12 protein-coding genes are annotated in these 13,555 nt (G+C 50.9%); 6 read left to right on the forward strand and 6 right to left on the reverse strand.

Going from position 1 to position 13,555, the window contains the following annotated elements; translation table 11 throughout:
• Nucleotides 1–28: 28 nt before the first annotated feature.
• Both DWB84_RS00975 and DWB84_RS00980 read right to left on the reverse strand, forming a co-directional pair.
• A complete protein-coding gene (locus DWB84_RS00975) occupies nt 29–721 on the reverse strand; it encodes a fumarylacetoacetate hydrolase family protein (RefSeq protein WP_255428768.1) in 693 nt (230 codons plus the stop codon).
• A gap of 90 nt (nt 722–811) precedes the next feature.
• Nucleotides 812–2,311, reverse strand: a complete 1,500-nt coding sequence (locus tag DWB84_RS00980) for a YifB family Mg chelatase-like AAA ATPase (protein ID WP_187407897.1) — start codon at nt 2,309–2,311, stop codon at nt 812–814.
• Nucleotides 2,312–2,635: 324 nt separating this feature from the next.
• Here DWB84_RS00980 and DWB84_RS00985 point away from each other — a divergent pair, with 324 nt between their 5' ends.
• The 3 genes from DWB84_RS00985 (at nt 2,636) to DWB84_RS00995 (ending at nt 3,591) form a co-directional block, all read left to right on the forward strand.
• Nucleotides 2,636–2,989 (forward strand): type II toxin-antitoxin system RelE/ParE family toxin, encoded by a 354-nt coding sequence (locus DWB84_RS00985; protein ID WP_370589640.1) that lies wholly within the window; start codon nt 2,636–2,638, stop codon nt 2,987–2,989.
• A 5-nt stretch (nt 2,990–2,994) separates the two neighbouring features.
• A complete protein-coding gene (locus DWB84_RS00990) occupies nt 2,995–3,297 on the forward strand; it encodes a helix-turn-helix domain-containing protein (protein ID WP_187407898.1) in 303 nt (100 codons plus the stop codon).
• Between the two features lie 132 nt (nt 3,298–3,429).
• Nucleotides 3,430–3,591, forward strand: a complete 162-nt coding sequence (locus DWB84_RS00995; RefSeq protein ID WP_187407899.1) for a hypothetical protein — start codon at nt 3,430–3,432, stop codon at nt 3,589–3,591.
• A gap of 35 nt (nt 3,592–3,626) precedes the next feature.
• Here DWB84_RS00995 and DWB84_RS01000 read toward each other — a convergent pair whose 3' ends face one another.
• The 3 genes from DWB84_RS01000 to DWB84_RS01015 form a co-directional block, all read right to left on the reverse strand.
• The gene (locus DWB84_RS01000; protein ID WP_255428769.1) at nt 3,627–5,252 is read right to left on the reverse strand and encodes a carbohydrate-binding protein; all 1,626 of its coding nucleotides are present in this window, start codon (nt 5,250–5,252) and stop codon (nt 3,627–3,629) included.
• Between the two features lie 605 nt (nt 5,253–5,857).
• Nucleotides 5,858–6,664 carry a glycosyl transferase gene (locus DWB84_RS01010; RefSeq protein WP_187407900.1) on the reverse strand — a complete coding sequence of 269 codons (807 nt, stop codon included), beginning with the start codon at nt 6,662–6,664 and terminating at the stop codon, nt 5,858–5,860.
• A 7-nt stretch (nt 6,665–6,671) separates the two neighbouring features.
• Nucleotides 6,672–7,394, reverse strand: coding sequence for a glycosyltransferase (locus DWB84_RS01015; RefSeq protein WP_255428770.1), 723 nt, complete (start codon nt 7,392–7,394; stop codon nt 6,672–6,674).
• Between the two features lie 213 nt (nt 7,395–7,607).
• Here DWB84_RS01015 and DWB84_RS01020 point away from each other — a divergent pair, with 213 nt between their 5' ends.
• Complete coding sequence (locus tag DWB84_RS01020) at nt 7,608–8,180, forward strand: DUF3617 domain-containing protein (RefSeq protein ID WP_187407901.1); 573 nt, start codon at nt 7,608–7,610, stop codon at nt 8,178–8,180.
• 73 nt (nt 8,181–8,253) lie between these two features.
• Here DWB84_RS01020 and DWB84_RS01025 read toward each other — a convergent pair whose 3' ends face one another.
• A complete protein-coding gene (locus DWB84_RS01025) occupies nt 8,254–10,473 on the reverse strand; it encodes a hypothetical protein (protein ID WP_187407902.1) in 2,220 nt (739 codons plus the stop codon).
• Between the two features lie 416 nt (nt 10,474–10,889).
• Between DWB84_RS01025 and DWB84_RS01030 the strand changes: the two genes are divergently transcribed.
• Nucleotides 10,890–12,314: an isoprenylcysteine carboxylmethyltransferase family protein gene (locus tag DWB84_RS01030; protein ID WP_187407903.1), complete on the forward strand. Its 1,425-nt coding sequence runs from the start codon at nt 10,890–10,892 to the stop codon at nt 12,312–12,314.
• An 83-nt stretch (nt 12,315–12,397) separates the two neighbouring features.
• Complete coding sequence (locus DWB84_RS01035) at nt 12,398–13,528, forward strand: hypothetical protein (protein ID WP_187407904.1); 1,131 nt, start codon at nt 12,398–12,400, stop codon at nt 13,526–13,528.
• Nucleotides 13,529–13,555: the final 27 nt, after the last annotated feature.

The raw sequence follows: 13,555 nt of genomic DNA on the forward strand, positions 1-13,555 counted from the left end.
TACGTGCTCCCCGGCGGCGGGTGCAAAATCAGATGCTGTCCTTTGTGATCTGCAACCGCAAGGATTTGGGGAATCCCTCCATGGTGGCCTCCAGAAGATCGCCCGCCACAACCGGGCCAACGCCTGCGGGAGTGCCAGTAAAGATCAGGTCTCCCGGCTGCAAGGCAACGTAGCGTGAGATGCGCTGGAGCAGCTCGGGCACGGACCAGATCATGTCGCGCCAGTGTCCCTGTTGCACGATTGCGCCATTCTTGCGCAGCGTCATGGTTCCCAGGCGTGCCAGGTCGTTGATGGTGCCCTGGGCTATGGGAGAGCAAGGGGCGGAGCCGTCAAAGCCTTTGGCCAGCTCCCAGGGGCGCCCGGCTTCCTTAGCTTGCCGTTGAATATCGCGGCAGGTCATATCCAGGCCGATACCAAAACCCGCCACACATTGACGCGCCTGCTGTTCGGTCAAATTGCGCCCGCCCTGGTCCACGGCTACCAATAACTCCAGCTCGTGGTGCACTTCCTGGGAATAGCTGGGCAACACAAAAGCCCCGTCGCGCGCCAGAGCGGTGATGGGCTTAAAGAAAAAGAACGGCGCTTCGCGCGCCGGATCATGCCCCATTTCCTTCGCGTGGTCCGCGTAGTTGCGGCCGATACAGATGATGCGAACGGGGCGGAAGTAATCGTTCAGCAGCTCGCCGTCGCTCAGGCGACAGCAGGGCAGTTGAGTGGGCATGGGGGTCTCCCTTAAGAGGTGAGTTGTGAAGTGCTCTGCAAAGCTTATATCACTCCGGCCAATTCAGTCGGATTGTTTGCGCCAATCGGGTCAATTCGGTGGGCGGTCCAGCATGCGGTAAGCCAGTGCTTCGCTGATATGTGGCGTCTCTACGCTGTTGCTGCCCACCAGATCTGCCAAGGTGCGTGCCACACGCAGAATCCGGTCGTAGGCGCGGGCGGACAGGCGCAGGCGGTCCATCGCCACGGCCAATAACTTCTGTGAGTTTTCATTCAAGCGGCAGTGGCGGTGCAGCTCGCGGCCGCGCAAGTGTGAGTTCGTCCGCCCCTGACGATCCAGCTGGCGTTGGTAAGCCGCCAGCACACGCTCGCGCACGGCAGCGCTGCTCTCCCCTTGGGGCGTGTCCTGCAAATCGGTGATGGGTAGGGCATTGACCTGAATATGCATATCAATCCGGTCCAGCAGCGGCCCGGACACTTTGCTTCTATAGCGTTTGATTTGCGTTGGTGTGCAACTGCAGCGACCGTCTTTATCACCGAGAAAACCGCAAGGGCAGGGATTCATGGCGGCAATTAATTGAAATTGCGCGGGATAACTAACCTGTGCATTAGCGCGGGAAATATGAATGCAGCCACTTTCCAACGGCTCGCGCATAACCTCCAAAACACTGCGCGGAAATTCCGGCAATTCATCCAAAAATAAAACGCCTTTGTGAGCGAGAGTAATTTCTCCTGGTCTCGGATGTGCTCCGCCGCCTACCAGGGCAATAGCAGATGAGGTGTGATGCGGGCTGCGAAAAGGGCGAGTGCGCCAATTTTGAATGACGTTGCCGCCAGCAATGGAGCCTATGGAAGCGACTTCCAATGCTTCATGTTCCGCCAGTGGTGGCAAAATACCGGGCAGACGACTCGCCAACATGGATTTTCCCGCGCCCGGTGGACCGAACAGCAGTAAATTGTGCCCACCTGCTGCGGCCACTTCCAATGCGCGCCGCGCTTGCGCCTGACCTTTTACATCCGCCAGATCGAGGCCGATGGTGTGTTCACTCAGTGCTAGCGGTTGTGAACTCGGTAAATTTTCCCGCCGATGCAAATGCGCACAAACACTTAACAAATGATTGGCCAATAAATGAGGTGCATCACGACATAAACTCGCTTCCTCGGCATTATCGACCGGAACAATACAGGTGCGCCCAGCTTTTCCACTGGCTAACACCGCCGGCAAACAACCGCGCGCCGGACGAATATCGCCGGACAGGGCAAGCTCGCCGATAAATTCATAATCATTTAATTGATCAGCCGGAACCTGCTCCGACGCCGCCAAAATGCCAATGGCAATCGCCAAATCATAACGACCACCTTCCTTGGGCAAATCCGCAGGCGCGAGATTGACGGTAATGCGCTTGATGGGAAATTCAAAATGGCTATTCAAAATAGCACTGCGCACCCGGTCCTTACTCTCCTTAACCGCCGTCTCCGGCAACCCGACAATGGCAAAACCGGGCAAACCATTGGAGAGGTGAACTTCGACGGTAACCTGAGGGGCGTCAATGCCTAATTGGGCACGGGTGTGGACTATGGCGAGTGACATAGATACGGGTCCTTGTGGTGGTGATTCCTAAGGAGGGAATTCTAAGGCCAGAGGGCGGAGTTGTCAGCTGCGAGGCCAAAGCGCGGAGGATGCTCGGCGGCTGCTGTCTGCCGAGCCCTCTTTGTGTCGTTTCGGCGCATTTGCCAGACTATTTGGATTTTATTCCCTTTATTATCAAGAGTTTATTTGATGGTTTCACTATTCGATGCTGTCGGGCAATTTATAAAAAGCATTTGATAGTTTTTAGCAATTGGTAAAGCTTCATCAGACTGCCTAATATAGGTCCAGGCCTATATAGGTTTTGGTCTATATGAAGGTGCTGGGATGATGTGGCAGGTCGAAACTACGGATGTATTTGATGATTGGTACGATTCGCTCAATGATACCGATAGGGAGAGCGTACTCGCAGCACTTATATTGCTTCGAGAAAAAGGGCCGCTTCTTCCTAGGCCACATGCTGATACGGTCAAGGATTCATGTCATACCAACATGAAAGAGCTGAGAGTTCAAAGTAAAGGAGATCCGATTAGGGCATTCTTTGCTTTTGATCCATTGCGTCGAGGAATACTGTTGTGTGCAGGTAATAAGACGGGAAACGCGAAGCGCTTTTATAAACAGATGATTCCAATTGCCGATAAATTATTTACGGAGCACTTGGAGAAATTGAAAGAGAGGTAAGCACCATGGCTCGTACATTAGATCAGTTGTTAGCGGCAGAAAAACCCGCAGTCGTAGCAAGGGCTCAAAAAAAAGCCGACGAAATTCTTTTAAATATTCATCTCGCGGAATTGCGACAGCTTGTTCAAAAAACACAAAGTGAGGTCGCTGATGCTATGGGAGTAAAACAACCTACGATTGCCGAAATGGAAAAAGTAGGCCGAGATCTTAAACTTTCTTCAATAAAGAAATATGTTGAATCGACCGGAAGCAAAATGCGGATAGATATCGAACTTCCTAATGGAACCCATTACGGTTTTCAACTTTGAATAAAAAGCTACTCTTTGTAGCTTTTTATTCGTCTGCCTTTAGTCATTTCTCTGTCTTCGGTCGAGATATATGGGAATCACTTGAAGTCGGCAGATCTATTGATCTGTCGCTTAGGAAATTTATCTGTATTTATGGCAGCTTCTTCCCAGAAGCAATCCAGCCGTCCCGGCCACTTGGGTATATTCCCCTCGCAAAGCGCCCATCACGTTGAGCGCGTATACGGCAAATTTTTTATGCCGAGAGTCAGCTTAGATCATTGGATCTCCAAAGAAAAAACCGCGGCAGCCGGTTAAAACTGTCGCGGCTTTTAATACGGAACGGTTCTAACCTAAAACTGCGAGAAAAACTTCCAGGATTCTTTAGGTACCCAGGAATTTAAACCGTCGCTGCCGCTGCCGCCATCGTAGGGTGCCGGGTCGTGGCCGCCGTTGTAGGTGCAGACTTTGACGGGATAATTTTCCTTGCATCCCTGGTAGTCGTAGCAAATATGGCGTGATGGGCTGGATTGGTTCCAAGTGGGAATATTCACTGCAGTACAGCCGTTATCCTGCGCGCGTCGCTCGGCGGCGTATTTTGCGCCGCGGCCGTTACCGCCATCCCATGGGGTTGTGCCATCGCTCATGCCGGTGGTGCTCATCCAGGCGATAGGATCGCGAGGAATTGGGTTGGGCAGCCAGATATTGTAATTGGCAGGGCTGATACCCACGGCAGCGCGAATTTGTTTTTGATGGGTTGTCGACAGTGAGTAGGTGATCATGCCGCCAAAGCTAAAGCCAGTGGCAAACACGCGCGACTCATCAATACAGAGACTGCTCTTCACTTTTTGCAAAATGTCATTGAACAAATATTTGTTGTCTTTTTCTTGCCAAGTTGCGCCGTCCGCCTGCGGTGCAACAAAAATCGCTGGCTGGCCCGCCGCCAGTGATTCACGACGCAAACCATAATAGCTCCAGTTAGCGGCGCTTTTATTTCTCATGTCGTGATCGCCGGTGGCGACGGCATTGTCGGTACTGCCAATCCAATGCGAGGTGTAAAACAAGCGATAGGGTTTGTTTTTGTCGTAATCCGCAGGGATATCGATAATGTATTCGCGGCTCTGATTATTGCTTTGGATTCTGAGCTGAGTTGAGGTCGGCAAGCCGCCACTCACTGATGTTCCGCCGGCGAGTAAGGTCGATTTTCCATCGGTACCGCAGCCAGAGCTTTTTACCGGCGGATTGCCCAACGGATAGTCACCCGGAACACCCGCGCCCACTGTATCGATCGGACCTGTATAAGGGCCTATGTGCAGCCAATCGAAATCCACGTCGGCAGCCGCACCCACTTTCACGCGAATGACTTGGACTCCTTTGGTTAAACGAATTTTGCCGGCGGACAGGGTTTTAAATTCGCCCCAAGCGCTCACTCGCGGCACATTGAATGCGTCGATCAGCACCTTGTCGCACTGCAACACTTGCAGGGTGCGACCGGATTCAACTGCACCTGCGCGGATGGTCACATCGTACTCACCGTCCTCAGCCACATAGACTGTGTATTCCACCCATTCGCCTACGGTCATCCAACCTATGGCGTAACCGCCATCAATTTGTTTGATGTCGACATCGGTATCGGTGCGATAAGCGCCGCCTTCGTTATTGCTGGTGCTGTCAAAATAGCCATTGGGATCAAAATCTTCAGCTTCGATTCTGCCCGGCAAATTGATGGCGCGATTTTGATAAGCATTGCGCGCATCACCGGGGCAGGATGCATGGACAACACCCGAGCTGCTGCTCGAAGATGAAGAGCTGGACGAAGAGCTTGAACTTGAAGAGGAACTGGAAGACGTTGAGCTGGATGATGAACTCGAGGAAGACGAAGAACCCGTCTGATTTCCTCCGCCGCAACCAGCCGCCGTGAGCAATGACAGTAAGCAAGCACTGGCGATAGCCCGCTGTGCCGTGAATACGCTTTTCATACAGGTTCTCTCTTTATTGTTAGATGACGTGGGATGAGTATTTGTGACCGGCCTTAGCCAAGACGCTCCCGGTCGTTTTGTATTCCCGCGAGCAGCATACTGGGAAAGAGAAAAAATATATGCGTTATTAGTCTTACATTCTTTGAGATTTCGGTTTGTATAAGGATTTGGTGCTTTTCGTTAAATCGAACGCGCCAAATTTTGGGCTGTTCAGCTGGGAAAGGGAAAAACAGCGGCTAGTAACGTCGAAGAGATCTCAATTTGATTGGGCTGTAGATCACAGTGGCTTCGCCGCCGCGATTTATTTCCGCTGTAACTGTAGCGTCTCAATACATTGCGCGATGCGCTTTTTCCGAATATGAGACCCGCGAAAACCCCCACTAATCCCACTCCCGCCACTCTCGCCACTATCCAAGTATGCTCAGCTGTCTTTTGCGTTACGCTAATAGCGCTATCTTTTGCTTTAGCGCCAAAGCGCCCATGATCTTCGTGCAATCCGGGGGCGGGATGTTCCAAGTTCCCATCTTCTTGTGAATAAGTGATTTTTGCCCCGTCAGTTTTGTTTAAAAATTGAGGTTTAAAAACGCGGTTTTATAGCCGCGTTTTTACTCCCTCCAATACTCACCCACCCAATCCGTAGGCCGAATGTAATGCCGTAAGTGGCTGAGCGGGCCAACTTCGGATTTCCAGATTTCTTTTAAATGATCTCGCACATTGTTTGGCTTGTTCGGGCCGTAGCGACCTTCTATGGCGTGTTGGGGATGGAGGCCACCGGGGAAGATGACGACGCGGGTGCCTTTGGGTAATTTGGGGGCAAGAAAATAATTGAGCGGAAACGGTCTGCGGCAGTGATGGCGGAAATGGCGCACCCAGTTGCGCGGAAATAATTTGATGCCGCCGGGAGCGTTGCGGGTGACAAAGCGTTGTTCGAAGCGATATTCGTCGGCTATGGCTTGCGGATTTTCGCGGAATTTTTCCTGCAGGGGAAAAAGTTTGCCGACGGGAAAACGAAATAAAGAGGTTTGGCCTAGGCGTTCAAGGGGTTTGGCCGGATTGCGTGACAAAATAATATCGCCCGGCTCGCCAAATTCAAAAAAGGGATCAAGACTGTCGACGATTACCATATCGAGATCGAGAAATAATACATCGCCTTGCAAATTGCCGAGTTCTTTTCCCCACAGCCGCGCTTTCGGCCAAATACCCAAAGTGCGCACCGGCATAACCACATCGAGCTGCGGCAGCGGTTCGCAAAGCACTTCGGGCCGTATTCCTGCAGTGTTGTCAGTAAAGCAGGTAAAAGTAAAAGGCGGCGTAATATTTCTTGCCACCATGCCGTAAAGCCGGTTGATAAAAGGCGGACCGTATTTGGTGCCCCAATTAATACAAATAACTTGTTTTACGGAAGTATTCATTTTGATATCAATACCAGTACCGGGAGATCCACGAGGTCGGTTTTAAAAAGCGATACCATTTGCCGGAGCGGCCTTCAATGGCCGCATGAGGGTTTGGGTGGCCGTGAAAAACGATAATTTTGGCTCCGGCTGGTAAAGTCGGCTCTTTAAAAATCGATAGCGGAAAAGGGTGCATACAATGACGTTTAAAACTCTTGCACCAAGCATCTGGCCAGTATTTGAGTGCATTTTTTTGCAGAAGAATTGCTGAGATAAACTCCTGCTCATTGCGATATTCCTGTTTGAGTGCCGGCCACTGCTTGATAAATTCTTCTAATACATAAGTGTGTTTGCCGACCTCAAAACGATAAATCGAAGAATTCCCGGTGCCATCGTGTTTCAACCAGTCGCGAATGATCAATACATCGCCATCGAGGGTAAAAAATTCGTCGATGGAATCGAGAATAATCAGATCCAAATCAAGAAACAGACACTTGCCTTGTAAGTCGTAGAGGGTTTCGCTAAAGGTCAGGATTTTGGTCCAGCCACGTTCCGGGCCGCTGATATCCACTGGCATTGACGGGAGTGGAAAAATTTCCACACCGGCATCGATTCCGGCTGGGTCATCCGTCAAACAGATAAACCGATGCGGCAGCGAAAGGTGGCGCGCCACGGCGCGGTAAAGCTTGTTGACATAGTCGGCGGAGTATTTGACTCCCCATTTCATGCACAGAACATTGACGGGCGGCAAGTGGACACCTCACCTGATGGGTGAATTGGGTCCGGCATTATAACGAAAGATCCAAGGTCTGCTAGGGTAGGGGACCGCGTTGCCGTTTATCCATTTGCTGGAATTCATTATTGAGCCGAGATACTGCATAAGCGAAGATATTTGTCATCAGCAAGCGTGTGTTTCGCCTGCTGATACTGGATTTTAATATTGATAAATTGGAAGGGTATTCGAATGAAAAAGCGCTTTTTTATTGCTATGGGAATTTTGTGCGCAGGTGCGGCTCAAGCGCAGGTAAAACTCGACATGAAACCGGGCCTTTGGGAGCATAAAGTAAAACTCTCCGAGCAAAGCGATGCCGCCTACAACGCAGAAATAAAAGCGGCGGTTGAACAAATGAAAAAGCAATTGGAAAACTTGCCGCCGGAGCAGCGAGAAGCTCTGGAAAAGGCCATGGGGGGGGTGAATGTTACGGAACAGGGCGTGGAATTTGAAGGTGGGAGTGTGGTTGCCGGTAAGGATGGAATGGTGATCACCCATTGTGTGACGAAAGAGCAAATCGAGGCAGGTGATATAGCGGATGTTGAAGATGACTGCCAGTCCACTTTCACCAAATTGGATAAAAAGCGTTATAAGTCTGTACAGGTGTGTGATGGGATGACGACAGAGTCCATCATGGAGTTTCATTCACCCACACATTTCACCGGGCAATCGAAAACCATTGATAAAAGAGACGGGAAAACGCAAGAAATCATTGCCAATATGGAAGGCAAGTGGCTGGCAAGTGATTGCGGGGATAAAAAATAAAGCGTGATAAAAAATAAAGCGAGATTAAATAAAGATAAGCCCCCATCAGGGGGCTTTTTCGTTTTGAGGTGAATTATTCGTCGGTGTACATGTTCAGTGGCTCATGGACGACCAAAATGACCGTATCAACAGGCGTCATTTTATCGTGGCTGTCTTTTATGCTGCCTTTTATGGCGAGTGTTGCTGAATTGCCAATGTCGGCATCGAGAGCAATTTCGACCATAGCTACACCGTACCAGAAAGGTGTATCGTCATCATCGCCAACAATGCGCTGAATTTCTCCCGCAACAGTGTCGAGTGTTTGCCCTTGTGGTGTCTGGATGGTCAGTTGGTAAGTCATTGGAAAATTGTCGCTGTGGCCGAAGACAAACAGCAGCATTTTTTTATCGACCGTTGAATAGACGGCGGGTTGGAGCGTGGTTGGTATAGGATCGACCGTCGCGGTTGGCAGCGTGACCATCTCCCCGCTGTCCGCTTGCTCGTCGCCTGCCACTGTACCGTCGACATTTACTGCATATTCAAAGGTTTTATTGAGTGAATAGGCAGACACTGTGTAATTTTTTTCACAGGTTGCATTTACCCAATATTCTCCGTTGGCGTCGGTGCCGGTAAAGTCGAAATAATCTCCCAATCTCCATTCCGTTGGCAGTGACATAACGGGATGGCGAGTTGCTGGAGTGCCGTCTGGATAGACCAATTTGCCGTGTACCTGGCAGAGGCGGGGTAAATCCACTGTCACCACTTGAACTTGTGGACTAGCACAATTGCGCGATAAAACGACTTCGCCAGTGAAAATTCTTTCGTCAATGATGGAAACACTGGCAGAGATAGTGTCTCCGATATCCGCAGCTTCTACTTCGATGCGGGCTGCGCCATTTTTATCAGACACAAAATAGTGGCTGACGAAGTCGCCCGCGGTGCCGTAAATAAATCCGTAGCGGCCGTTAAGCGGTTGTTGATCTTCGTTCTGTAAATGAATTTGCGCGCAATATTTTACTGGCTCAGAAAAAATCAACGGATAGTCCAGATTCCACCAGTCGCTTGCCAGAATCTGGCTGGTGACGGCAATTTCCAATACATATTCGCCGTCTTCACAATCGTCACCGACGGAATTAATGGGCGTGCCATTGGGTGCATAAACAGTGCCGTGGCCCAATAATTCCCACAGGCCTCGACCGCTGTCATAGGAATATACAGGGATTTGAAAGCCTGCTTGTGCGGCGTTGGAATCGCCCAGGCGTCTTAAGGTTGCGCAACTGGCGGCGGGAATATTGCGGTTGATGATAACGGCTTCTTCGGCTTCGGCGGCGCTGCTGAGCGCCGATAATTTTTGCTGTGCGCGTGCTGCAACCAAAGCACCTAAATCCTGGCCGTCAGTTGTACGAATGTCGGCAAAATTGAAAGCAACAGAAACCAGATTATTGCCGTCGGTATCGGCGTAAGCGCCGGGGAAATTTTGTGCGTCGACTGGATCATTCGGATCAAACGAGCGGATTTCGGCGATCAAATTTGTGGTGCCTTCCGGCACGAGCGAACGGGGAATGGCGACAAAAATATCACCTTCGTTACCCATGGCCGGGACAGATAACGCGAAGCCGTCAATGGCCGTACCGGAAATACTGGTGCTTTGCGTTGGCGCAACCGTAATAGCTTCGACACCCAGCAATTCGGCATTTAAATAAATGGCTTCTTCTGCAACCAAGCGGCGTGAATAACTGGTGTAGCCGGGGTGATTGACGTTGACGACAAGAATTTCAGCTCCATTCAACGCAATTGGACTGGTGACTTTCAACAAATCCCGTCCACCGCCGTTCTGCGGGGCTGCCTGGAGAATTTTTTGTTCGACGGATTCACCGTTTTCATCCAATAAATCGACGGTGATAAGCAGTTCTGCTGGCGATAGAGGAATGCCGTCGATTCCTCGTACTGCGAGACTTAAAAAGCTTTCAGAAAAGGATACGCCGCTAGAGCTTGAAGAACTGGACGAACTAGACGAGCTGGATGAGCTGGAAGAACTGCTTGAAGAGCTGCTTGAAGAACTCGAAGAGGAACTCGAGGATGAGCTTGAGGAGCTGGAGCTGTTGCTTGAACTCGACGAGCTGCTAGTAGAAGAGCTTGCGGTACTGGACGATGAGCTGGAAGAACTGCTGCCGACGGGTGAGGGGTTTTCCGCTTTCGACTTCGAGTCGCTGCACGCGGTAATCAATGCCAGACAAATCGACAGTCCCATGCAGCGTAAAATTTTGCTGAGAGAGGCTCTATCACCCGGGAAATTCCTAGAAATACATTTCATTGCTTATAACTCCTTTTCAGTTAAAACAGGCAGCTTTTGCCTAAAAAAGGCGCCTATGAAGCAACAAAAAAGCGAAGCAGTCTGTAAAAGAGTGTAGGCGGTAAGAAATTGCCATTAAGTCGTCCTATTTGGATTGTTCGGACGCTGGAAGAGCAATGAACAGCGCGGGCGTTAGCGCTCACTTGTGTGTTTTTGTAGAACCAAGTCGCGCCTGGGCGCTTGCGAATCGTTTATTTTTGTGCGCGCCATTGAATCCGGCCTTAGGCGAGGCTAACCTGCCGTCTGGCTCTGATTGTCGCCTTCCGTCGGCGAAGGTCGCCATAGGCTGAGGGTGGACGTAACCTAAGGCAACAGAGACGCGGGCTTTTATTGATGCAGGCTCTGTTCAATCTAATAACGAGACAACGATCACAATTATGAAGCATAAATCTGAGCAAACCGCTGTCGGCAGTGAACAGACGTCTGCCGTTTCTCGCTACGACCAACCTTGGATAACCGATGGTGCCTGGATAACCGGCGTGATCGGTACAGTGGTACTCCTGCTTATGGGCATTTATTTTGGGCTTCAGCGCGCCCACCTTAACGGCGTGCCCTGGCTGGATTTGGAGCTAAAGCAGGAAAAATACGCCGTAATGTTGGTCACGTTGGGCGTGGTTGGGGCGTGTATGGTGATAGTGGAATTGATTCGGCTTGCTCGATTTCCCGGTTATCAATTTATCCGCCGTGATCCATTATTGGTTGAAGGCAAAGTCGTGCAGTTTTTGGCGGAGTGCCTGAAAAGCTATTTGCTGTTAATCGTTTTGTTTGCCGTATGCCGTTGGGCCTATCATTCATTTAACGAATACGGTTTTCGTCCAAATCACTCTTATTATCAGCCATGGTTCTACACCCTGGATTTTTTGTGGCAGTTGTTTCTGATTGGCGGCTTTCCCTATATTGCCTTGACGCGCGCGTTTAAATACAACCCTGCGGAAGATAAAAAAGATTATGCGTTATTGACGCAGCGGGTGTTGTGCTACCTCCTTTCGGCAATTCCTGCATTTGCTTCTCTGCGGCCGCAGTTCACCATCGACGATAAACGCGCTGCGCGCGGTCTTGCGGTGAAATTTTTCTTTGCGCCTGTGATGACGGTGTTCTTTTTCGACAATTTCCATCACATGCAGAACAACGCGGATTACCTGATTTCCAATGCCATTCCCAAATGGATAGACGGCACCTACAACATGGCCAATTTTGGCAAGGATATGGGGAATGTTCTCACCAATCTGATTTTCACCATTGACGTAGGCTTGGCATGGTGCGGATATGTCATTTCATCCCGCTGGGTGGATAACAACACGGTTTCCGCCGAGCCCACCACTCTGGGCTGGCTGGTGTGTTTGATCAGCTACCCGCCGTTCCGGGTTATCGGTGGCTGGTTCCTTACTGGTCCGGGTGAGTCCCTGTATACCCAAATCCCTTATCAAGGGCTGGTAATGTTCTTTGGCACTTTGATGGTGTTGAGTTACTTCTTCTACATGCTGCCTACCATCTGGTTCGGTCTGAGATTCTCCAACCTGACTCACCGCGGCATCATCCGCAAAGGTCCGTTTGCGGTTGTGCGCCACCCGGCATACGCGGCCAAAAACCTGGCCTGGTGGTTGGTCGGTCTGCCCTCGGCAATCTATGCCGGGTATATCGATGGTTTCGGTCAGGCCGTCTTTTATGTCGGTGGATTGATCCTGCTGACTGCCATTTACTACGCCCGGGCGATTACCGAGGAGCGTCATCTGAGCTTCGATCCGGATTACGTCGAATATTGTAAGCATGTGAAGTACCGTTTTATTCCGGGCGTAATCTAACGAACGGGCCATAACCGGGAGGCTATACTCGAATAAGAGGGTGATGTTCTTGAACATCACCCGATAACTAGCGAGGGATGTGTTTGAATCTTCCGGATATCGTTCAAGGTGGCTTTTACGCCTACCGATTATTTGAAGTGGCGGAAGAAATCAATTTACGCCACTTGGAGCGGTTAAGTTTTCCTGTTCCTGTCAGTGTACGGCCAGGGAAGCTGACCTTCTTTGGCCGCTTGCGCTCTCTGCTCAACGTGGTTGTGTTGGGCAGTCGGGAGCTGCAGCTGGAGAATGGCCTCACCATTCAGGTCGACTGCACCGTCCTGGTGTTCAATTTCGGTGTATTGGCGCCGTGTTTTTATATCCCCATCGGCCACTCCAATTCTGTCGCTCCGGTTGCACCAGCATTGAGTGCGGCGCAGGCGGCTTCTCTGATTGCCCAATTGAATGACAGCCGGGCGCTGACTGAGCTAGGGCGCTCCCTGTCCGCCACAGTGGCGGAAATGATCGCCCCGGCGATTGTGCGGCCGATCCAATACGATGAGTACGAAAGCTATACCTTGCTGAATATCCAGCGCTTCGCGGAGCCAGTCTCAATCGACAAGGTTTTGCGCTCTGAGGATCTTGCGCGTCTGCTGCTGGGTGAAACCCCGGACTGGGTGCCGGCACCGAGTTTTCTCGAGCAGTTGGTCAAACACCACTACCGCTACAGCGTCGACGATTTATGTGTGATCGACTGGAATGCAGCCGTTAATATCGAGCCCAATCCCACCGAAGATATTCCAGATCTCATCGCTCTTGCCTTGACCCAACTGCTGGAGTATCAGCGTTACGACAGTATTTTGGAAACCGAGCTGGATCTGCTCTACGAATGGACCTCTCAGGGCAAAGGCGTAGTGCGCTGGTGGCGACCGGGGCTGGCGCAGAAGGGCGTGGATAGGGTCAATCAGGTCCTGCTCGACATAGGCGATTTTATCGACCGCTCACAAAATGCCTTCAAGATTACCGAAGATGCTCACTATGCGCGGATTTATCGCGGTGCAATCGAGCGTTTTCAGATTCCGGCCTGGCGCAGCACTGTGGTGGCGCGCCAACAAGCGGTCGCGGAAGTGGCGCGCGCCATGTACGACCGTGCTCATCTCAGCCTCGCGCACTCTTTGGAAATCATCATTATTCTGCTGATCGCGTTCGAAATCGTGTACGCGTTTTTTGAGCATTAATCCGAAACTGTGCTCCAAAAACAAAAA

Origin of the sequence: Saccharophagus sp. K07 (assembly GCF_014336955.1) — a bacterium.
GTDB lineage: Bacteria > Pseudomonadota > Gammaproteobacteria > Pseudomonadales > Cellvibrionaceae > UBA5868.